Source organism: Streptomyces neyagawaensis, from assembly GCF_023516595.1.
Taxonomy (GTDB): Bacteria; Actinomycetota; Actinomycetes; order Streptomycetales; family Streptomycetaceae; genus Streptomyces; species Streptomyces neyagawaensis.
Map to the genome: position 1 here is coordinate 36,182 of NZ_JAMGBG010000065.1, position 22,382 is coordinate 58,563.

A 22,382-nucleotide genomic window follows, 5' to 3' on the forward strand; every position below is an offset into this window, starting at 1 on the left:
GGACCGCTGTGAGCGAGCTCGATGGCCGCATCGCCGTGATCGGTATGGCGGTGCGGCTCCCGGGGGCCGAGGACGTCACGGACTTCGCGACCCTGCTGAGGCGGGACGGCGTCGAGGTCGACGAGGTCCCGCCGAGCCGCTGGGCCCGCGAGCTGTACCTCGGCGACGGCGCCCATCAGGGCACGCACCACCGGGGCGCCTTCCTGCCGGACCCGTTCTCCTTCGACCACGAGGCGTTCGGCCTGACCGCCGAGGACGCCGTCCTCCTCGACCCGCAGCAGCGGGTGATGCTGGAGGTCGGAGCCCGGGCGCTGGAGGACTCCGGCTATCTGAGGACCCGTCGGCGCCTCGACGCGGGCGTGTTCGTCGGTGCCCGCATGAACGCGTACGGCTTCGACCACGGTCGCGGCCTCGGCGCCGACGGCACACCGGGACCGTCCGGGGCCCCGGCGTACGGCCCCGGTGACGGGCCTCGGCCCGCCTCCCTCTGGGGGCGGTCGCAGAACTTCATGGCGGCCTGGCTGTCCGACCGGTTCGACCTCGCCGGTCCGAGCCTCGTCGTCGACACAGCCTGCTCCTCCTCCCTGACAGCCGTGTGGCTGGCCTGCCAGAGCCTCACGGCGGGGGCCTGCGAGCTGGCCGTCGTCGGCGCCGTCGACCTCCTGATCGACCCGCTCACCTTTGTCCTGCTCTCCCGCACCGGCGCCCTGTCCCCGGCGGGCCTGTGCCGGACCTTCGACCGCAGGGCCGACGGCTATGTGCCCGGCGAAGGAGCCGTCGCCCTCGTCCTGAAGCCGATGAGAGCGGCACGGGCCGACGGTGACCTGGTCCTCGGCGCGATCGCCGCGAGCGCGGTCAACAACGACGGCCGCACCATGGGCGTCACCTCGCCGAACCTGGAGGCCCAGGTCGAACTGCTGGGCAAGGTGTACGGGCGGATCGACCCGCTGTCCGTGCAGTACGTCGAGGCCCACGGCACCGGTACCGCCATCGGCGACCCCATCGAGGCGCGGGCCCTCACCGAGGTGTTCGGCCGGCACGGCGTACCCCGCAACTCCGTGGCGCTCGGTTCCCTCAAGCGCCGCATAGGCCATCTGCACTCGGCGGCGGGTCTGGCGGGCCTCGCGAAGGTGATCGTCATGCTCCGCGACGGCATCGTCCCCGCGCTCACCGTGGAGGACCCCAACCCCCGCCTCAACCTGGCCGACAGCCCCTTCCACCTCCCCGTCACGAACGGCGCCTGGCCCGAGGCGCCCGTGCGGCGCGCCGCGGTGAGCGGGTTCGGTTTCGGCGGGACGAACGCGCACGTCGTCGCCGAAGCCGTACCCCCGGCCCGCCGCGAGGAGGACCACGCGGCCGGGCCGTCCCGCACGACGGTGGCACGGGCGGCCCACGAACTGCTGCCCCTGTCCGCCGACACCCCGTACGCGCTGCGGGAACTGGTCGCGCAGTGGATCGAGTTCCTGCCCACCGCGGCCGGTGACCTCGACGACGTGTGCGCCACCGCGAGGCTGGCCCGTCCGCACCGCGCCGCGCGCGTCGCCGTCACCGGGGCCGACGCGACAGAGCTGGCGTCCGCCCTGCGCGCCTGGCTCCTCCGGCCCGAGACCCCGGACGCCGCCCCGGCCGGGGAAACCGCCGTACGGACCCTCGGACGGACCGCCGTACGGGTCCGCCCCTCGTCGGACGAGGCACCCCCCTGCTGGCTGGGGGTGCTCGACCGGTCGGTGCCGGCCGTGCACGAGATCATGCGCCTCTTCGAGACGGCGACCGGGGTACGCCTGGCCGACTTCTCCGGTGAACTGCTCCGGATCAGCGAGGGAATCGCCCTCACCGTGGCGTTGCGGGACACCGGAGTGCCGGAGGCCGCGGTGGACCTGCCCGCGGGCTGGGAGGCGCTCCGCGACTTCGCCTGGGGCCGCGTCCCGCTGGAGGAGGCACTCGCCGACGTCCTTCGCCGCGACGGCGACCCGTCACCCGGAGCCGAGTACGAACCGGCAGCCGACGACGAGTTGAGCGGGCGCCTGGCCCGCGCCCACGACGAACGGGAGGTCGCCGCGGAACTCGCCGCGGTCACCGCCGGCCTCTTCGCGGCGGGCCAGGACATCGACTGGGCCGCGTACCAGCGGGACACCGTGTGGCGCACCCGCCTGCTGCCGTCGGCCCAGCCGCGCGGTCGGGCCCTGGACCTGCGCGAGCCGCTGCGCTCACCCGAACCCGGCGCGCAGGCCGAACTCGTGCGGGACGAGGGCCCCGCCGGTTACGTCGTCGCGCGGGTCTTCGGACCGGGCGAGGCGCCCCTCGCGCAGCACGCCGTCTACCGCCGGATCATGCTGCCCGGGGTGGCGTGGCTGGAGTTCCTTCGCGAAGGGGCCGCGCTGCGCGGCGAACCCTTCCACGGGGTACGGGACCTGCTGTTCCACCGCCCGCTGATCCCCGCCGGCGCGTCCCGCGTGGTGTGCCGTGTCGACGGTCAGGGGCGGTTCACGGTGGAGGACGACCTCGACGGGGGCCCCTTCGTCACCGGGCGGCTGCTGGGAGAGGCGGTCGCCGAGCCCGCCCCTGTGCCGGTCGCCTCGCTGCTCGGCTCGTGCGGGGAGGTGCGCGCCGGGTCGGGCCTCTACCGGTGGTTGCGGCGGATCGGGTACCACCACGGCCGCTACTACCGGAACATCTCCTGGGTGGCGGGCCTCCCCGACGGCGGCACGCTCGCCCGCGTCGAAGGGGCGCGGCAGCGCGAGATGAACGAGCCCGGCGTCGAGTTGTTCCCGGGTCTGCTCGACAGCGTCACCATCGCCGCGATCGCCCCGGACAACCCGGTGTTCGGCGCGTCCGACGCGTCCGCGTTCATCCCCCTGTCGGCAGCGGGCGTCCACCTCCACGGCCCGCTGCACGAGGCGGCCTACGTCCGCACGGAGACCGCCTTCTGGAACGAGGAGGCCTGCCGCGTCACCCAGACGGTGACGGACGCCGCGGGCCGACCGCTGCTCGTCTTCGCCGACATGTCGTCCAAGCGGGTACCGGCGGAGGCATTCGCCGAGGCACGCACCCAGGTGCGCCGGCCCGCCGCGCCACCGACCCCGGGGCGGGCTACGGCGCCGCCGCCTGCCGGCGGAGCGGCTCGCGGCGAGGTGGCCGCGACAACTCCGGTCTCGGCTGCGCCACCCTCGCGCGGCGACTCCCCGCGTGACAACGCCGAAGCGATGACACCCGCCGATCCGGCCTTCGCCCCGCCGCCCCCACCCACCGCGCCGGTCCGCCGGCCGGCGACGCCCGAGCGGGTGCTCGGCTGGTTCCTGGAGCTGACCGGGACCTCCGTGGGCGACGCCGACACGGAGTTCCTGTCGGCCGGGTTCGACTCGGTCGGCCTCGTGTCGCTGAGCGAGCGGATCTCCTCGGAGCTCGGGCTGTCCCTCTACCCGACCGTCTTCTTCGAGTACCCGACGCCCCGCCTCTTCGCGGACTTCCTCGTGACCGAGTCACCGGACGTGGCCGCCCCCCTCGTCCCCTCGACACCCACATCCCCCTCGCCGGACGAAACGCCGACGCCCGCATCGCCGCCCGTCGCGCAACCGACCGAACCGCCCACCACACCGGCCGCCACACCCCCGGCCGCACAAGCCACCGCACTCCCGGCCGCCCATGTCACCTCCGGGCCCACCACCCGCCCCACCCCCGCAGCCGCCGCACCCGCACCCGAACCCGCACCGCACCCCCTCCCCACGCCCCGGCCCCCGACCCCTGCCGAGTCACCCCGCGCCCGCGACATCGCGATCGTCGGTGCCGCGGTCCGCCTCCCCACCGCGCACACCCTGGCCGACTTCGCCGACCTCCTCCGCCGAGGGCGCGACACGGTACGCCCGCTGCCCGACGGCCGCTGGAGCCGGCCGTCGCACGGGCCCGTCCCGTACGCCTCGTTCCTGGAGGCCGTGGACGAGTTCGATCCGGGCCCGTTCCGGATCTCGCCCCGCGAGGCCCCGCTGATCGACCCGCAGGCGAGGATCGTGTACGAGACGATCTGGCAGGCCCTGGAGGACGGGGGACGAGCGGGCGAGCGGGTCGCGGACAGCAGGACCGGTCTGTGGATCGCGTACAGCCACGACCACTACCACGAGGAACGGGCACGCCACGGCGTCCCCGACGGCCGGGGACTCGGGCTCGAGGCGATGATCCCGAACCGCCTGTCGTACCTGATGGACTGGCACGGTCCGAGCGGCCTCGTCAACACCCTCTGCTCGTCGTCGCTGGTGGCCCTGCACACGGCCCTCCAGCACCTGCGCGCCGGTGACATCGACACGGCTGTGATCGGCGCGGTGCACGCCGGCCTCAGCCCCGAGTACTTCCGCTCGATGGGCGATCTGATGGCCCTGTCACCGAGGCACCGCTGCCGGGCCTTCGACAGCACCGCCGACGGCTTCGTCCCGGGAGAGGGCGCCGTCGCGGTCGTCCTGCGCCGCCACGACGACGCCCGACGGGACGGCGACCCGGTCCGGGGCCTCGTCAAGGGCGCGGCCGTGAACCACGGCGGCCGCACCACCCGTTACTCGGCGCCCAGCCCCCGAGGGCAACGCGATGTCATCGCGGAGGCCCTACGGGACGCGGGTGTCACCCCGGACACGATCGGACTGCTGGAGGCGCACGGCACCGGGACGAGCCTCGGCGACCCGATCGAGATCGACGGGCTGACCCGGGCCTGGCGTGAACATACCGACCGCGCCCAGTTCTGCGCCATCGGCTCGCTGAAGTCCAACGTCGGTCACCTGGAGCCTGCGGCGGGCCTCGCGGGCCTGGTGAAGGCCCTCCTCGCGATGGAGCACGAGGTGATCCCGCCGACCCTGCACGTCACGCGCCCCAACGACCGCATCCGCTTCGAGGACACCCCCTTCTACCTCGCCGACCGCTCGCGGCCCTGGCCGCGTGAGGGGCACCCGAGGCGGGCCGCGATCAGCGCGTTCGGCATGGGCGGCGTCAACGCCCACGTCATCGTCGAGGAACCGCCCCGGCCGACCAGGGACACCCCGGTGCCGCAGGACAGCCACATCGTCCGCGTCACCGCGGCCGACGAGACCACCCTGCGCGACCTGGCCGGCACCTACGCCGACCACCTGACCGGCCTCACCTGCAACCGGCTCCCGGAGGACCACGTCACCCAAGGCCGGCTCTCCCAGGACCACCTCACCCAGAGTCGGCTCACCGAAGACCGCTTCACCGAGAGCCACCCCACCGAAGACCCGCTCGGCGACTTCGCCCGGACCGTCAACACCGCACGAACCGCCCACCCGTACCGCACCGCCGTCCACGGCACCACCGCCGCCGAACTGGCCGCCCGGCTCGCCGAGGTCGCCTCCGGGGCGGCCCCGACGACCCGCCACACCCGGACGGCGACGACCACCGCCTTCCTCTTCACCGGGCAGGGCTCGCAGTACGCCCGCATGGGCGAGGGCCTCAGGGCCACCGAACCGCACTTCCGGGAGGCCCTCGACGAGTGCGCCGACCTGCTCCGCCCCTGGACCGACGTACCCCTGCTCGACCTGCTGTACGGCGACGCGCGGCACCTCCTGGACCAGACGCGGTACGCGCAGATCGGCATCGTCGGCGTCCAGGTCGCCCTGGTGAGGTTCCTGCGGGCCGTCGGCGTCCACGCCGACGTGGTCGCCGGGCACAGCCTGGGAGAGCTGACCGCGGCCTGGGCGGCCGGCGTCCTTGCCCTGCCCGACCTGCTGCGACTGACGGCGCTCCGCGGCGAGCTGATGCAGGCCCAGCCCGCCACCGGCACGATGGCCGTCGTCCACACCGACGCCGACACGCTGACGGCCGAACTCCGGGCCTACCCCGGCCTCGAGATAGCCGCCCACAACGCGCCCCGCGTCCACACCGTCAGCGGCCCGGCAGAGGTGATGGCCCGCTTCCGCGAGCAGACCTCCTCACGCGTCCAGCCCCTGACAGTCAGTCACGCCTTCCACTCCGCGGTGATGGAACCGGCCCTCGCCCCCTTCGCGGACGCCGTGGCCGCCACCCCCCTCGCGCCGCCCGCGATCCCCTTCGCCAGCGCCCTCACCGGCACCTGGCACAGCGACGTCACCGCCACCGATCCCGGGCACTGGGCCCAGGCCATCCGCCGCACCGTCCGCTTCGGCCAGGCCGTCACCACGCTCGCCGAGACCGGCCCCCACACCGTCTGGGAGATCGGCCCGCACCCACAGCTGATCCCCCTTGCCCGCGCCACGCTCGCCGAGGCGCGCCCCGACCTGACCCCCCTGTGGATCCCCACCCTCCAACGGGGCCGCGAGGACCAGCCGCAGCTGCACGCCGCGCTGACCTCCCACCACAACCACACCGGCACCGACCTGCACTGGACCGGCCTCCACCACGGCAAACGCCAGAGCGTCACCACCGCCCCCGGCTACCCGTTCAGACGCCGCCGGTTCTGGATCACCCCCGGCGCGCCCGATGCCCAGGGCCCCGCACCCACGACCACCACCCACGGCAATCACACGCACGAGACGAAGAGGCCCGAGCACCATGGCTAGCGAATACGGACTGAAGCGACACTTCAACGGCGAGGCCGCGCGCCTCATCGGCGGCAAGGTCCGCGCCGTACACCCCGACTTCGACGTCGAGGGGTACGCCGCCGAGGTCGAACAGCGCATCCCCGGCAAGGAACTGAAGGACCGCGTCCTCATCCTGACCGAGGGCCTGCGCAGCCGGCTCCCCGAGGACTACCCCACGGCCGTGGCGGTGCTCCTGTCGATCCTCGGCGACGAACTCGCCGAGGGCGAGGGCATGTTCAACACCAGCTGGTTCCTGATGCCGGTGGCCAGGTTCGTGGAGGAGTACGGCCGGGACCACCCCGAGGTGTCCCTCGACGCCATCGAGGAGATCACCCGGCGGCACACCGGCGAGTACGCCATCAGGCCCTTCGTCGAGGACCACTACGAGCTGACGATGAAGCGGGTCGCGGAGTGGGCGCACAGCCCCAGCCACAACGTGCGGCGCCTCGCCAGCGAGGGCGTCCGACCGCGCCTGCCGTGGGCCCGTACCCTCGACGTCTTCGTGAAGGACCCGCGCCCCGTCCTGGAGATCCTCGAACCCCTGCGCAGCGACCCCTCCGAGTACGTCCGCAAGTCCGTCGCCAACAACCTCAACGACATCTCCAAGGACACCCCCGACCTCGCACTCGCCACCGCGCTGCGCTGGCTGGAGGAGAGCCCCACCCCCGAGACCGACTGGATCGTGAAGCACGCCCTGCGCACCCTGGTGAAGAAGGGCGACCAGCAGGCCCTCGCCATCCTCGGGGCGACGGGCGGCGAACTCGTCCAGGTGTCCGCCCTGCGCGTCACCCCCGGTGCCGTCACCGTCGGGGACACCCTCCTCATCGACTTCACGGTGGAGAACGGCGACGACCGGCCGCACAGCGTGACCGTCGACTACGTGGTGCACCACGTGCGCAAGAACGGCCGCAGCATCCCCAAGGTCTTCAAACTGACATCGCTCCGACTCGCCGCGGGGGAGCGACGGACCGTGCGGAAGTCCCACCCCATCAAGGAGGTCCAGACCCGCCGCTACTACGCCGGCGAGCACACCGTGGACATTCAGGTGAACGGCCTGGTGAAGGCCACCGAGCGGTTCGACCTCCGCACATGAGCGGCTTCCGGGTCCACCTCGGCGTCACCGATCCGCTGGTCCGCGACCACCGCATCGGTGACACACCGGTCGTACCGGCCGCCCTCCAGACGGACGCCGTCCTGACCGCCTGCGACACCCGATGGCCCGACCGCGTGTGGACGCTGGACAACGTCACGTTCCGCGCACCGCTGCGGGTGACCGGGCCCGGCGTCGATCTGCGAGTGATGACGGCCGACGACGGGGGGTGTTCGGTCCTCTCCGCCGGTGACGACGCGGGCGGCGCGCCGGTCGAGCACAGCTCGGCGCGCGCCCGCGGCGTGCCGATGCCGCCGCCCCGCTACGTCGACGTGGACGGACTGCGGGCCGGCTGCACCCGGCCCGTCCCGCTGACGGACATCGAGGCGTGGCGGCAGGCCAGCGGCATCACGTACGGGCCCGCCTACCGGGCGATCCGCTCCGCGCACCGGGGAGCGGACCGCATGCTGATGGTGCTGCGCGCCGACGACGACCTGCACACAGCCCGGTTCGTGCCGCCGCCCCTGCTGGACAGCGTCTTCCAGGCCCTCGGCATGCTCGACGACGGAACGGCCGGGGCGTGCCTGCCGTGGTACGTGGGCCGGCTCGTGGCCCGCCGCCCCCTCTCGGGCACGGTCCTCGCCCTCGTCGAACGGGACGCGACGGCAGGGGCCCGCGCCGGTGCCGTGCGGGGGCGGGCCACCGTCTGCAATCAGCAGGGCGAGGTGCTGCTCGAACTGGAGCGCATCACGCTCAAGTCGCCCACGGCGGAAGCCCCGACCGGTCCGGCGGCGGAGGAGCGGAGCCTCTCCGCCGCCGGTTCGATCGAGACCCCGGTCTGGCGGGAGGTCCGCCCCACCCGCACGCCACGGGAGCGCCAAGGCCCCCTGCTGCTGGTCTCGCGGCGGCGGACACCGGCCTCGGACGGGCCGCCCGTCATCCACTTGACGCCCGAGGAGTTGACGCCGGAGCGACTGGACGAGGTGCTCGACGGGACGCCCCTGGGCGCGGTGGTCTACGAGGCGCCACGCGGACTGACGGACGAGGACCGGGTGGGCGAAGCCCTGCGGGGGGTTTTCGCCCTGGTACGGCGGCTGGCGGCCCGTCCGCCGATGCCGGACCTGCTCATCGTCACCTGCGGCGCCCACCGGGTGACGGGGGAGGAGACCGTCGACCCCTTCATGACCTCCCTGTGGGGCCTCGGTCGCACCCTGCGCGTGGAACACCCCCGCACCGATGTGCGCCTGGTGGACCTGGACCCCGGCGCCGACCTCACGCCGACGAACACGCCGACGGACCTCCTCGGGTACCCCGAGCCGGAACTCGCCCGCCGCCCCTCCGGCTGGTACCGGCCGGCGCTGGAACCGGCCGGGCCCGCCCCGCTGCCACCGAGCAGCACCGACGCGCCGGCGCCCGCTCCCCGTTTCCGCGACGGGCGGTTCCTCATCACCGGGGGAATGGGCGGCATCGGTCTGCGCATCGCGGAGTTCCTCGCGGCCGAGGGCTGCGCCCATCTGACCCTCGTGGGCCGCACGGTCCCGGACACGGGGGAGACACGGGCACGGCTCGACCGGCTGGGCACCCGCTGCGACCTCCACACCCTGGCCGCCGACGTCCGTACGCTGCCGAAGGCACTCGACGGCGCCGAACGCTTCGACGGCGTGTTCCACGCGGCGGGAGTGCTGCGCGACGGCCTGGCCCGCACCCTGACACCGGAACAGGTCACGGACGTACTCGGCCCCAAGGTCGGCGGGGTGCACGCGCTCGACGACCTGATCGCCGTGAGCGGCACGCCCGACTTCGTCGCCCTCTTCTCGTCCGTCGCCTCCGTCCGCGCCAACCTCGGACAGAGCGCCTACGCCACGGCCAACGCCTACCTCGACGGCTACGCCGCCCGCCGACGTGCCGACGGGGCCCCGTGGTTCAGCCTCGGCTGGGGCCTGTGGAGCGTCGGCATGGGCGCGGGCATCGCCCCGAAGGCCGCCGCGCACGGCGTACCGGTCCTCACGGCGGACAGCGGTGTCGCCCTGCTGCGCACCGTCCTCGGCCGTCCTCCCGCGCACTACGTCCTGTGCGCCGCCGCCCACGCGAAGGAAGAACCCATGACCGTTGTGACGCCGGAAAGCGGACTGTGGCTGTCGCTGACCACGGCTCTGAAGAACGTGCTGCACGTCGACGCCGTGGCGCCCGAGGACGATCTGCTGGAACTGGGCCTCGACTCCATGATGGCGGTCGAACTGGCGGCGTCCCTGTCCGCCGACGGCTTCGAGGTCGACCCGATGGTCTTCTTCGAACACAGCACGGTCGGCGCACTGGTGAACCATCTGCACCCCTCCGCCCCGCCCTCGGCGACCACGCCCCCGCCGACCCCGTCTCGGCTGACCACGGCTCCCACGACCCCGGCCCCGGAGCAGCCGGCGCCCGCCGTAGCCGTACCCCACAGCGCCGCTGACTCCTTCGTCCCCGACTGGGACCGCTTCCGGACCCCCGCCTCAGCCGGCCCCGAGGAGCCCCCGGCCGTGCAGGCCCCGCCGGCACCCCGGCCGGCGCCCGCCGCGACCGAAGCCACAGCCGTGCCCCCTGCGGCCACCCCCTGGGCTGCCGTGCCCGTGACCGCACCGGCCCCCCACACGCCCCACCCCACCCCCCGCGTCCCCCGTCGCACCCTCCCCGGCCGGCTGTCCGACCGGCCCGGCGGGACCTTCCTGGACCGGCGTATCGACGCCCTCTCCGTGGACGACCGGGTGCTCGTCGCGAAGGACGAGTACTTCTACGAGCCCGTCATCGAGGAGGCGCGGGGCGCCCACATCAAGTTCGACGGCCGCTGGTTCCTCAACTTCGCCTCGTACAGCTATCTCGGGCTCATCGGCCACGACTACATCGAGCAGCAGGCGCTGCGCGCGGTGGAGCGGCACGGGACCGGCGCCCACGGCGTGCGGCTCCTCGCGGGCACCCTCCATCTGCACCGTGAACTGGAGCTGACGCTCGCCCGGTTCCTCGGCACCGAGGACGCCGTCGTCTTCTCCAGCGGTTACATGACGAACGTGGCGACGGTGGGCGCGCTGGTCGGCCCAGGCGACGTCATCATCGGCGACGTCTACAACCACGCCAGCATCCTCGACGGCTACCGCCTCTCGGGCGCCCGGGTCATCACGTACGCGCACAACGACCTCGCCGACCTGGAGCGCGCTCTGCGCAAGGCGGGGGACGCGGGCCGACTGGTCGTCACCGACGCCGTGTTCAGCATGGACGGCGATGTCGCCGACCTGCCGGGCATCGTCGAGCTGTGCGAGCGGTACGACGCCCCGCTCATGGTGGACGAGGCGCACAGCCTCGGTGTGCTCGGCCGCACCGGGCGCGGCATCACCGAGCACTTCGGCATCGACCCGGCCCGCGTCGACGTGAAGATGGGCACCCTCTCCAAGACCGTGCCCAGCGCGGGCGGTTACGTCGCCGGGTCGAGCGACCTCGTCTTCGCGCTGAAGAACAACGCGCGCGGCTGGATGTTCTCCGCGGCGGCCACCCCCGCCCAGGTGGCGGCGGCCCGGGCGGCCATCGAGGTGATCGACGCCGCGCCCGAACTGCCGCGGGAACTGCGGGCCAGAACCACCCGCTACCGGGAGCGGCTGCGGGCACTGGGCTTCGACACGCTCACCGGTGAGACGCCCGTCGTGCCGGTCATCTGCCGCAGCGCCGAACAGGCGGGCGCCATGGCCCGCATGTGCCAGCGGGACGGCCTGTTCGTGCAGCCGATCGTCTACCCGGCGGTGCCGCGCACGCTGCCGAGGCTGCGGACCATCGTCAACCTGAGCCACTCCGAGGCGGACCTGGACACGGCCGTCACGACGCTGGAGAAAGCCGGCCGCGCCTGTGGCCTCATCACCTGACACACGTCCCGGACACGCGGCGGGAAGCCGCGTCGGCCGGGTGGCACGGCACGTCGCACGCACACACGACGAGCAAGGGGGAACCGACATGGCGGACATCGACAAGACGGCGTTCTTCTCGGCGGTGCTGAAGACCATCGCCTCGACCCGCAACCACAACACCGACCAGGACGAGCACGCCAAGGGCGTGGTGGAGCCGGCCGCGCGCATCCGCGCCGTCGAGGAGGAGGTCGCCGAACAGCCGCTCACCTCGGGGCGGACCGGTGAGGTCCTCGACCTGCTGGAGACGACGTTCCGGGCCAAGCGCACCCCGGACGAGGAACGCGAGTACTACCTCCAGTACATCGAGAAGGTCTCCGGCGTCAGCCGCGCCTCGCTGGGTGTGTCCGCCGGGTGAACACGTCCGACCTCGCGTGGTACAGCCACGAGATGTGCTTCTGGCACGACCCCGGGCCCGGCTCGGGGTACGTGCCCGTCGGACCCGGTGTCGAACCGCTGCGGCAGTTCGCGGTCGACCCCGATCTGCGCCGGGCCGAGGGGCTGGTCAAGGCGTCCGGAGTGCTGGACCGGTACACGTGTGTGTCGCCGACGCCCGCCACCGACGAGGACCTGCTGCTGGTGCACGTGCCGGAGCACATCGAGCGCGTGGAGGCGGTGTCGGCGTCCGGCGGGGGCGACGCCGGCGTGTACGCGCCGGTCAACTATCACAGCGCGCACGCCGCCAGGCTCGCGGCGGGCGCCTCGGCGCAGGCCGCCGAGCAGGTCCTGGACGGGCGGTTCCGGCGGGCGTACTGCCTGGTCCGCCCGCCGGGCCACCACGCGGAACCCGACCGTGCGATGGCCCTGTGCCTCTACAACAACGTCGCCGTCGCCGCACGGGCCGCGCAACGCCGCGGGGCGCGCCGGGTGATGATCCTGGACTGGGACGTGCACCACGGCAACGGCATCCAGCGGGTGTTCTACGACGACCCGGACGTGCTGTACGTGTCGATCCACCAGGACGGGCTGTTCCCGGCGGCGTCCGGCCACGTCATGGAGACGGGCACGGGGGCGGGCGCCGGCAGCACGCTCAACGTGCCGCTGCCCCCGGGCTCGGGCCACGGCGCCTACCTCGCCGTCGTCGACCGCGTCGTGGAACCCGCGGCCCGCGCGTTCCGGCCCGAGCTGATCCTGGTCGCGGCGGGCGTCGACGCGGGCGGCCACGACCCGATGGGCCGCATGATGTGCACCAGCCGCACGTTCCACGCCATGACGTCCACGCTGTGCCGCCTCGCCGACGAACTCACCGGGGGACGCGTCGTCTTCGTCCACGAGGGCGGCTACTCGGCGTGGTACCAGCCGATGCTGGTGCTCGCCACGGCGAGCGCGATCGCCGGACTGCCCGCACCCCAGGACCCGTTCCTGCACTCCCTGGACCATCTGCCGGGCCAGCGCCTCCAGGGCCACCAGAGCCGGGTCGTCGAGCATCTGCGGGCCCACCACCCGCTGCTGGCCCGGCGATCGGCAGACACCCACTCGGACACCTCCACCGACATCCACACCGAGAGCGGCACCGGAACCGGCACCTCAGACACCGGCACCGGCACCGGCAGGGGACGGGCGGTGGCCGATGCGTGACTGGTGGACCACCGTGGGCCCCCGGCTCGCGCCCCGCTTCCGTGTGGTGGCCTTCCCGCACGCCGGCGGGTGGCCCTCCGCGTTCCGCTCGTGGACGCGGTACCTGCCTGCGGACGTGGAACTCGTCGTCGCCCAACTGCCGGGCCGGGGCGCCCGGATCAACGAGCCGCCGCTCACCCGCGTCGAACCCCTCGTCGACGCGCTCGGCGCGGCCCTGACGGAGCTGCCCGAGCTGCCGTACGCCGTCGTCGGGCACAGCTTCGGCAGTGTGCTGGCGTACGAACTGACGCGCACGATGGAGCACAAGGGGTTCGCGCCGGAGCTGCTGGCCGTCTCGGCGCGGCAGCCCCCGTGCTTCCCCGCCGAGCCGCCCTTCGCCCACCTCAGGAGCGACACCGAACTGGTGGAGCACCTGCTGGACATCGGCGGCATGACGCCCCAGCTGCTGGACCGGGACCACCTGGTCCGGCTGTCGCTGCGGGCGATCCGCGCCGACCTGGAGGCGATGGAGCACCACGAACGGCCCCTGTCGGGCACCGGCGTGCCCATCCTCGCGCTCGGCGCTGTCGACGACCCCGTCGTCGTCGCCGAGCGGCTGCACCTGTGGTCCCTGGAGACCACCGGCGGCTTCCGGCGGCTGATGTTCCCCGGCGGCCATTTCTACCTCTACGAGCCCGCGCCCGCCGCTGCCGTCGTCCACCGCCTGGTGGCCGGCCGCCCCGGCGCACCGCACGCGGGCACCCCGTACGGGGGCCGGGTCCCCCGTACGTCCGGCCGTCCGGTACCCGTTCCGGGCGGCGGTTCGAAGCACCTGTTGAAGGAGACGAGTTGAGCACCATCGCCGATACCCCCCACCAGGCCGGGCCACGGGAGTGGCTGGGCCTGGCCGTGCTGGCGCTTCCCACGCTGCTGCTGTCGATCGACGTGAGCGTTCTGCACCTGGCGGTCCCGCACATCAGTGAGGCGCTGAACCCCTCGGCCGCCCAGATGCTGTGGATCATCGACATCTACGGCTTCCTGATCGCCGGCTTCCTGGTGACCATGGGGTCGCTGGGCGACCGCATCGGCCGCCGGAAGCTGCTGCTGATGGGCGGCGCCGCCTTCGGCGTGGCCTCGGTGGCGGCCGCCTACGCGGACGACCCGGCCACGCTGATCGCGGCGCGCGCGGCGCTCGGCGTCGCCGGCGCCACCCTGATGCCGTCCACGCTCGCGCTGATCACCAACATGTTCCGGGACGGCAGGCAGCGCGGCGTGGCCATCGCCGTGTGGGTCACCATGTTCTCCGTCGGCATCGCGCTCGGCCCGGTGGTCGGCGGTGCCATGCTGGAGTACTTCTGGTGGGGGTCGGTGTTCCTGCTCGGGGTGCCGATCATGGCGCTGCTGCTGGTGGCCGGTCCGATGCTGCTGCCGGAGTACCGCGACGAGCAGGCCGGCCGCGTCGACCTGGTGAGCGTGGCGCTGTCGCTGGCGGCGATCCTGCCCGTGATCTACGGCCTGAAGGAGATCGCCAACGACGGGGTGTCGGCACTGCCGCTGCTGGCCCTGGTCGCGGGCCTGGTGATGGGCGTGGTGTTCGTGCGCCGGCAGCGCGGCCTGGACAGCCCCTTGCTGGACTTCCGTCTGTTCGGCAACCCGGCGTTCCGCACCTCCCTGGTGACACTGCTGCTGAGCATGCTGGTCGCGGGCGGCACCTATCTGTTCGTGACGCAGTACCTGCAGCTCGTCGGCGGCCTGTCACCGATGAAGGCGGGCCTGTACCTGCTGCCCGCGGCGTTCGCGCTGATCGTGACGTCCGTGGTGTCCCCGATCGCCGCGAGCAAGGTGCGGCCCGCGTACGTCGTCGCGGCCGGCCTGGCCGTGTCGGCGCTGGGGCACCTCATGCTGGCCCTCGCCGACAGCACCTCCGGCATCGCGCAGGTCGTGACCGGTTTCGCCTTCGTGTACGCAGGCGGCGGCCCGCTCATCGCGCTGGGCACCGACATCGTGGTCGGTTCGGCGCCGCCCGAGCAGGCGGGTTCCGCGGCGGCGATCTCGGAGACCAGCACCGAGCTGGGCATGGCCCTCGGCGTCGCGATCCTCGGCAGTGTCGGTACGGCCGTGTACCGCAGCGAGGTGGACGTGCCCGCGCGGATCCCGGACGGTGCCGGTGACACCCTCGCCGAGGCGCTTCAGGCCGCGAAGGCCCTGCCCGCGGACGTGGCCGCCGCGTTCGTCGACTCGGGCCGGGCGGCGTTCACCGAGGGCATGAACGTCATCGGTGTCGTCGGCGCGCTGCTCGCGCTCGGTACGGCCGTCCTGGTGGCGGTCGTCATCAGGACCCCGCCCACGGGCGCCGGGGAGCAGGCCCAGGAGCCCGCCGAGAGCCCGGTGACGCCCGCGGAGCAGCCCGCCTCCTGACCGGGGAGCGGGCCACGGCCCTCACGCGCCGGGGCGCTCCGTGTAGGCGGCGGCGTGCTCGGCGGTGGGGGCGATGGGGGTGATGACGTCGACGAGGACGCCGTCGGGGGCGGCCACGATGAAGTGCCGTTGCCCGAAGTCCTCGCTGCGCAGGGGGAGTTCGGGCTTCAGCCCGGACTCCTCCACGAGCCGGGCGTACTCGGCGTCGACGTCGGGCACCTCGAAGTTGAGCAGGACGCCCTGAGCGGGGCGGCGGTAGGCGTCCGGGATCGTCTCGTGGGCCGCGTCGACCAGGGCGAGTTCGTAGTACGGGGGCTCCGGCCGGCGGAGGCTGACGTACCAGTCGTTCTCGAAGGTCTTCTCGAATCCGAGCAGGTCCGTGTAGAAGTCCGCGGATTCCCGGAGCCGCGGGGTGCAGATCACCGGGTAGAAGCTGGTCACGGCGGAGGGCGTCATGGTGTCACCGTTCTGAGGTGGGCACGGGTCGTTCGAGCGCGGGTGGCGTTCGTCGTGCCAACGAGGCAACGCCCCCACCGTCACGTCGCCGGCAGCGGAACGGGGGGCGTATGGCGGTCGCAGTGCCGAGGCATCCGGAGTCACCGCAGGTGTGGGCCGTGAGGAGACCGCCGCCGTGGGACGAGGCGCTGAGCCTGTCGCTGCTGGACGCCGAGGAACGGCGCAGGGCCCGCTCCTTCCGGCGCCCCGCGGACCGTTCCCGCTACCTCGCCACGCATGTCGCGCTGCGTCTGCTGCTCGCCGAGCAGCTCGGCTGTCATCCCGTGGACGTCCTCCTCGGGCGGGCGCCGTGCGCGAGGTGCGGCGGCCCGCACGGGCGGCCCGTTCTCCTGGGGAGCGTGGCCGGCCCGTACTTCTCCCTCTCCCACTGCCCGGGCCTGTCGCTCGTGGCGTTCGCGGGTGTGCCCCTGGGCGTGGACGCAGAGCGGATACCCGGCCGCCGGACCGTCGAGTCGTGCCTGGAACGTCTGCACCCGCAGGAGCGGCGCGAGGCCACCGCGGTCCCGGAGCAGGGGAGACCCCGGTGGTTCTGCCGCCTCTGGGCGCGCAAGGAGGCCTATCTGAAGGCCCTCGGCACCGGCCTCGGCCGCGCGCTGGACCGGGACTACCTGGGCGACCGCGAGACGCCCGGGGCGCCCCGGCGTCCGCCCGGCTGGACCGTCCGCAACCTGCCGTGCGGCCCCGCGGACACCACTCACGCGGCGGCCCTGGCCGTGCCCGAGGGCACCCCCGTACCCGCCGCGCCCTACGAGCTGAACTGGCCTTTCGTGTGCGGCCGTTGGCGTGGCGGAGCGGACGCGGGCGGGTGACCGCCCGTGTTGACATACCGATGGTACGTCACTAAGTTCACTCGCATACCTTCGGTACGTGACTGGAGATGGCACTCCATGCTGACCAGCCTCTGTCCGGTGATCCGCACCTTCCGCATCGAGGAGTCCCGCGCGTTCTACACCGACCTGTTCGGCTTCAAGGTCACCGACGAGACGGAGTGGTACGTCGGTCTCGGCCGACCCGGACCGGCCCCCTGCGAACTCCTCCTCGTCGACCCCACGCACCCGGCCCTCCCGGAGCCCCTGCGGCGGCCGATGAGCGTGGTCCGTTTCACCCTCGAGGTGGACGGCGGACAAAGGGAGTTGGAACGGGTCGCCACCTGCGCGGCCCCGACCGGAGTGCGACGGTCCGGCACCGAAGCGCCTGAAGGTGACGACGTGCTCGTCACCGATCCCAATGGAGTGAAGATCCGCGTGATCGCACCGGAATGACCCCTCGGTGCGCGCGCGGGATCGCTGGTCGAGGGGGGAGAGCGGTCATGCCCGGAAGAATCGACGCCGAGGTCGCGGTCGCGGTGATGCGCGCCGCGGGACTCGAACCACTGGAGCCCTACCCGGGCGCCAACGTGGCCTGGAACAGCCGCTGCACGAAGAACGCCCACCACGTCGCACCCACCTTCACATCGGTACGCATAGGCGCCAGCGCGGGATGCCGCCACTGCGGACGCATCGCCGCGGGGGAGCGGCGGCGAGCGGCCGGCCGGGCGCAGGCCGAGGCCGACATGCGCGCCGCGGGCTTCGAACCGCTGGAACCGTACCCGGGGGCAAGGGTCCGATGGCTGTGCCGGCACGTCGTCTGCGGCCGCACCGTCCACCCGAGACTGTTCGGTATCCGCGCCGGGAAGGGCGGCTGCCGCGCCTGCGCCGGGCGGGCCCCGGTGGACCGCGCGGCGGCCGAGGCGGAGATGCGGGCGGTCGGCATGGAGCCGCTGGAGCCGTTCCCCGGACGGGTACGGGACCGATGGAGATGCCGCTGCATGACCTGCGGTCACATCGGGACGCCCGCGCTCAACAACATCCGCCGCGGCCAGGGCGGCTGCTACGCCTGCGCCCACCGCGCGGGCCGTCCCCTCGACGTGGCCTGACCGGCCCGCCCACCCGCACCAGCGAGGTGCCCCGCCGCGTGCGCGCGCGGCGGGGCACCGGCCGTGTCAGGTCACCCGGAGGGCCTGCAACATCGCCACCAGGGCCTTCTGCGTGTCGTCGAGGTCGGCGGGATCCTTCGAGGCGGCCAGCCACAGCGCCGCCTCGTTCATCGCGCCCGACAGCAGATGAGTGAGCGGCTCGACCGGCTGCGCGATGATCGTCCCCTCCTCGATCAGATCCCCGAGCACCTGCGCCAGGTGCCGCCCCGACGTCGTCTCGTTCATGGCCCGCCACTCGCTCCAGCCCAGCACGGCGGGACCGTCGACGAGCATGATGCGCTGGATCACCGGGTCCGTGGAGACGGTGAGGAACGCCTGGCATCCCGAGATCAGCTGCTCCCAGGTGTCCTCCCGGGCGTCCGCCGTCTCGGCGATCCGCTCGGCCACCTCCTCCTGCACCTGCTCCAGCACGGCCCGGAACAACTCGGCCTTGCTGGAGAAGTGGTGGTACAGCGCGCCCTTGGTGACACCCGCCGCCCGCACGATCTCCGACAGCCCCACGGCCCCGTACCCCAGCGTGGCGAACAACCGGCGGCTCTCCCGCACCAGCGCCTGCCGGGTCCGCTCCCGCTGCTCCGCCCGAGTCCCTCGCGTCATCCGCTCCCCCCGTCCTTCACGTACTGAAGGTACGTGAACTTTCCCCGCATGGCGATGCACCCTCGGGACCGTTCCCGATCCGCGCTCCGACGGCGCCGAGCCCGCTCGGCAGGGAGGTGTGAGGGCGTGCGGTGGCGCGGGGTCGGAGGTATGACTGACAGGGGGCCCGGCAGCAGGGGACCGGTTTCCCGTGCTGCCGCCGGAAGGAGCGTCCGGTATGCCCGAGCGAGAGACCCGGGCCGGCAGCGGCTGGCAGGACGGCATCACGGCCGCGCCCGGCGGGCTGCTCGACGTGCTGAGCGTGGCGGCCCTCGTCCTCGGCAGCGACGGCCGGATCACCCTGTGGAGCCCCGAAGCGGAGTCACTGCTCGGATTCCCCGCCGAGGAGGCGCTGGGCCAGGACGCGGGCGCGCTGCTCGTCGCCCCTGAGAACCAGGAGCGGGCGCGCGAACTGTTCAGAAGCGTCCGCACCGGGGCCCGCTGGGCAGGGGTCTTCCCGGTACGGCACAAGGACGGCTCCACCCGCCGCGTCGAGTTCCGCACCATGCAGCTGCGCGACGCCGACGGCGACATCTTCGCCCTCGGCCTGGGCACCGACGCGGACACCGTCCGCGACGTCGAACGCGACCTGGCGATCTCCCACATCCTGGTCAGCCAGTCGCCGGTGGGGATCGCCGTCTTCGACCCGGACCTCAGATGGCTGCGCGTCAACCCGTCGCTGGAACGGCTCAACGGAGTGCCCGAGGCGGCCGTACTGGGCCGCCGCGTCGGCGAGGTGCTGCCCGCCCTCGACGTCGACGCCATCGAGTCGCGGATGCGCTACGTCCTGCGGACGGGTGAGCCACTGCTGGACCAGCAGACGGTCGGCCATACGGAAGCCGACACCGAGGACCACGCCTTCTCGGAGTCGTACCACCGCATCGAGGACCCGAACGGGCGGGTACTGGGCCTGGCGATCTCCGTCCTGGACGTCTCCGAGCGGGAGCGGGCGGCGGCCGAGGTCGCGCAGGCGCGCGAGCGGCTGGCGGTGATCGCCGACGCCGGCGTCCGTATCGGCACCACACTGGACCTGCGCCGGACGGCACGCGAGCTGGCGGACGTGGCCGTGCCCCAGCTCGCCGACCTCGCGGCCGTGGACGCCCTCTCCGTCGTCGTCAACCCCGGCGGCTCGGCCGCGCCCCACGCGGACGGCTCCCTCGACTTCTGGGCCCTCGCCGTCAAGGCGAGCCGCCCCACCGACGCGGTCGAGGCCGCCGACCCGGTCGGGCAGCCCGCCCTGTACAGCCCGTCCCGGATCGTCACCCAGTGCGTCCGCGAGGCACGCCCCATCCTGCGGGCACGCGTCGACGACACGGTGCTGCGGCGCATCGCCCGCGACGACGCCGCGGCCGAGACCCTGCGGAGCGCCGGCGTCCACTCCTATCTGGCCGTTCCCCTGATGGCCCGCGGTGAGGTCCTGGGCACCCTCAGCCTGTGCCGCACGGTCAACCCCCGCCCGTTCGACGACCAGGACGTCACCCTCGCCGTCGAACTGGCGGCGCGCGCCGCCATCTGCATCGACAACGCGCGGCTGTACGGACGGGAACGGGACATCGCGCTCACCCTCCAGCGCAGCCTGCTGTCCCAGGCGCCGCCGCACCACGGCGGCATGGAGGTCGCCTCGCGCTACCGGCCCGCCATCAGCGAGGTGGGCGGGGACTGGTTCGACGTGCTGCCCCTCGCCGACGGCAAGACCGGGCTCGTCGTCGGGGACGTGATGGGCAAGGGGGTGCACGCGGCGGCGATCATGGGCCAACTGCGTACGGCGACCCGCGCCCTGGCCCGGCTCGACCTGCCCCCCGCCGAGCTGCTGCACCACCTCGACGGCCTCACCGCCTCCCTCGGCGACGCGGACACCCTGGCCACCTGCCTCTACGTCGTCTGCGACCCCCGCCGCGGGCGCTGCGAACTCTCCCGTGCGGGCCATCTCCCGCCGGTCCTGGTGGGCCCGCACGGGAAGGCCGAACTCCTCGACATCGCCGCCGGTGTCCCCCTCGGGGTGGGCGGCGTCCCCTTCACCGTCGGCGAGCACGAACTCGCCGAGGGGGCCCTGCTCGCCCTGTTCACGGACGGCCTGGTCGAGAGCCACGCGATGTCCGTCGATGCGGGACTGCACAACGTGCTGCGCGTCCTCGACGACACCCGGCTCCCCCTGGAGCAGATCTGCGACCTGCTGCTCGCGGCCCTCACCCCCGAGCCGGACGACGACGTGGCGCTGCTCCTGGCCCGCCGCGCCAGCGGCCATCGACAGGGATAGAGCGGTCACATCGACGGAGAGAGCCGTCAAGGGGACGAGTGAGCGCCCCGCGGCGGGTCCGCGTCGAAGTCGTGGCGGGCCTGCTCGACCTTGTCCAGGTTGCCGGCGGCCCAGGTGGCGAGGTGTGCGAAGAGAGGGGCCAGGCTGCGGCCCAGGTCGGTGATCTCGTACTCCACCCTGGGGGGCACCTCCGGGTGGTACGTGCGCACGACCAGGCCGTCCCGTTCCAGTTGGCGCAGCCGCTGGGTCAGCACCTTCGGGGTGATCGTGCCGATCCGTCGTTGCAGCTCGACGAACCGCTGCCGGCCCTCCGTGTGGAGGGTCCACAGAATCGGCGTGGTCCAGCGGCTGAACACGATGTCGATGACCGCGCTGGTCGGGCAGGCGAGTGCGGGATCGGTCGTGGCCGCTGCCACCCAGTCGGTGTCGCCCGCCATGAACACCCCTTCGGGATAGCCACTTTCCTCTAGGTACCTACTATACCGACGGTGTTAGCGTCCCCGTGTCGCCCGGAGAGCAGCTCCAGGGCGACGGTCCCGCCCACACGGGCGGCGACAACATGCCTCATCGACAAGGGAGTTGTTCATGTTCGTTGTGACGGGGGCCACCGGCAACGTGGGCCGATCGCTGGTGCGGACCCTCGCGGCGTCCGGTGCACGGGTGACCGCGACATCCCGCGGGATCTCGGACGCCGATGTGCCGGAGAGCGTCCAGCATGTACGGGCCGACCTGACCGACCCCGAGAGCCTGCGGCCCGTGTTCGACGGAGCCGACGCGTTGTTCCTGCAGAACGGTGGCCCCAGCGCGCACCTGCTGAGCACCCGGGACATCCTCGACGTCGCCAAGGCGGGCGGTGTCGAGCGGGTCGTCCTGCTGTCCTCTCAGGGAGTGGCGACCCGGCCCGGCTCGGTCTCCCACGGTGACGTCGCGCGCGCCATCGAGAACGCGGTCCGGGAGTCGGGCATGGCCTGGACGATCCTGCGGCCCGGCGGCTTCCACTCCAACGCCTACGCCTGGGCCGAGTCCGTCCGCGCCGGACGGACCGTCAGCGCGCCCTTCGCCGACATCGGCCTGCCGACCATCGACCCGGACGACATCGCGGAGGTTGCCGCCGCGGCCCTGCGGGAGGACCACCACAGCGGACAGATCCATGAGCTGACCGGACCCGCGCTCACCACGCCCCGCCGACGGGCGGAGGCGATAGCCGACGCACTCGGCGAACCCATCCGCTTCGTCGAGCAGACCCGTGAGGAGGCCCGCGCGCAGATGCTGCGCTTCATGCCCGAGCCGGTGGTGGAGACGACGCTGGCGATCCTCGGCGAGCCCACCCCCGCCGAACAGCAGATCAGTCCCGCCGTCGAGCGGCTCCTCGGCCGCCCGGCCCGCACGTTCGACGACTGGGCCCGACGCCACGTCGCCGCCTTCCGTTAGCCGGCGTCTCCGGCCGTCCGGCAGA

General features: G+C 73.2%; 15 protein-coding genes. 12 read left to right on the forward strand and 3 right to left on the reverse strand.

The genetic code is table 11. The annotated features are described in order from the left end of the window. The first annotated feature begins 8 nt into the window (after window positions 1-8). From M8J73_RS25725 to M8J73_RS25755, 7 genes are all read left to right on the forward strand, one after another. The gene (locus M8J73_RS25725; protein ID WP_249829107.1) at window positions 9-6,530 is read left to right on the forward strand and encodes a type I polyketide synthase; all 6,522 of its coding nucleotides are present in this window, start codon (window positions 9-11) and stop codon (window positions 6,528-6,530) included. Beyond that, window positions 6,523-7,644 (forward strand): DNA alkylation repair protein, encoded by a 1,122-nt coding sequence (locus M8J73_RS25730; RefSeq protein ID WP_055543344.1) that lies wholly within the window; start codon window positions 6,523-6,525, stop codon window positions 7,642-7,644. Before M8J73_RS25725 ends, M8J73_RS25730 begins: the two co-directional genes overlap by 8 nt. After that, on the forward strand, window positions 7,641-11,528 hold the full coding sequence (locus M8J73_RS25735) for a bifunctional SDR family oxidoreductase/pyridoxal phosphate-dependent aminotransferase family protein (RefSeq protein WP_249829108.1): 3,888 nt from the start codon (window positions 7,641-7,643) through the stop codon (window positions 11,526-11,528). Before M8J73_RS25730 ends, M8J73_RS25735 begins: the two co-directional genes overlap by 4 nt. Window positions 11,529-11,616: 88 nt before the next feature. Next, window positions 11,617-11,925 carry a hypothetical protein gene (locus M8J73_RS25740; protein WP_055542698.1) on the forward strand — a complete coding sequence of 103 codons (309 nt, stop codon included), beginning with the start codon at window positions 11,617-11,619 and terminating at the stop codon, window positions 11,923-11,925. Beyond that, window positions 11,922-13,145, forward strand: coding sequence for a class II histone deacetylase (locus tag M8J73_RS25745; protein ID WP_240501738.1), 1,224 nt, complete (start codon window positions 11,922-11,924; stop codon window positions 13,143-13,145). The genes M8J73_RS25740 and M8J73_RS25745 overlap by 4 nt, the downstream gene beginning before the upstream one ends. Beyond that, window positions 13,138-13,977: a thioesterase II family protein gene (locus tag M8J73_RS25750; RefSeq protein ID WP_055542699.1), complete on the forward strand. Its 840-nt coding sequence runs from the start codon at window positions 13,138-13,140 to the stop codon at window positions 13,975-13,977. Before M8J73_RS25745 ends, M8J73_RS25750 begins: the two co-directional genes overlap by 8 nt. After that, window positions 13,974-15,542, forward strand: coding sequence for an MFS transporter (locus tag M8J73_RS25755; protein ID WP_055542700.1), 1,569 nt, complete (start codon window positions 13,974-13,976; stop codon window positions 15,540-15,542). Before M8J73_RS25750 ends, M8J73_RS25755 begins: the two co-directional genes overlap by 4 nt. Window positions 15,543-15,563: 21 nt before the next feature. On the opposite strand, the gene M8J73_RS25760 is transcribed toward M8J73_RS25755, so the two are convergent. Further along, window positions 15,564-15,998, reverse strand: a complete 435-nt coding sequence (locus M8J73_RS25760; protein ID WP_249829109.1) for a VOC family protein — start codon at window positions 15,996-15,998, stop codon at window positions 15,564-15,566. A gap of 158 nt (window positions 15,999-16,156) precedes the next feature. Here M8J73_RS25760 and M8J73_RS25765 point away from each other — a divergent pair, with 158 nt between their 5' ends. The 3 genes from M8J73_RS25765 to M8J73_RS25775 all read left to right on the forward strand — a co-directional run bounded on the left by M8J73_RS25765 (window position 16,157) and on the right by M8J73_RS25775 (window position 17,973). Then, window positions 16,157-16,867 (forward strand): 4'-phosphopantetheinyl transferase family protein, encoded by a 711-nt coding sequence (locus tag M8J73_RS25765; protein ID WP_169797877.1) that lies wholly within the window; start codon window positions 16,157-16,159, stop codon window positions 16,865-16,867. 78 nt (window positions 16,868-16,945) lie between these two features. Next, window positions 16,946-17,320 carry a VOC family protein gene (locus M8J73_RS25770; protein WP_055540301.1) on the forward strand — a complete coding sequence of 125 codons (375 nt, stop codon included), beginning with the start codon at window positions 16,946-16,948 and terminating at the stop codon, window positions 17,318-17,320. 47 nt (window positions 17,321-17,367) lie between these two features. Further along, the gene (locus M8J73_RS25775; protein WP_055540302.1) at window positions 17,368-17,973 is read left to right on the forward strand and encodes a hypothetical protein; all 606 of its coding nucleotides are present in this window, start codon (window positions 17,368-17,370) and stop codon (window positions 17,971-17,973) included. Window positions 17,974-18,039: 66 nt separating this feature from the next. Here the strand turns inward: M8J73_RS25775 and M8J73_RS25780 are convergent, their stop codons facing one another. Continuing rightward, entirely contained in the window at window positions 18,040-18,630 is a 591-nt protein-coding gene (locus M8J73_RS25780; RefSeq protein ID WP_055540303.1) for a TetR/AcrR family transcriptional regulator, read from the reverse strand. Window positions 18,631-18,847: 217 nt separating this feature from the next. On the opposite strand from M8J73_RS25780, the gene M8J73_RS25785 reads away from it, so the two are divergent. Next, a complete protein-coding gene (locus tag M8J73_RS25785; RefSeq protein ID WP_055540304.1) occupies window positions 18,848-20,926 on the forward strand; it encodes a SpoIIE family protein phosphatase in 2,079 nt (692 codons plus the stop codon). 26 nt (window positions 20,927-20,952) lie between these two features. Here M8J73_RS25785 and M8J73_RS25790 read toward each other — a convergent pair whose 3' ends face one another. After that, on the reverse strand, window positions 20,953-21,363 hold the full coding sequence (locus M8J73_RS25790; protein ID WP_055540307.1) for a winged helix-turn-helix transcriptional regulator: 411 nt from the start codon (window positions 21,361-21,363) through the stop codon (window positions 20,953-20,955). A 148-nt stretch (window positions 21,364-21,511) separates the two neighbouring features. On the opposite strand from M8J73_RS25790, the gene M8J73_RS25795 reads away from it, so the two are divergent. Next, window positions 21,512-22,357 carry an SDR family oxidoreductase gene (locus tag M8J73_RS25795; protein WP_055540305.1) on the forward strand — a complete coding sequence of 282 codons (846 nt, stop codon included), beginning with the start codon at window positions 21,512-21,514 and terminating at the stop codon, window positions 22,355-22,357. Window positions 22,358-22,382: the final 25 nt, after the last annotated feature.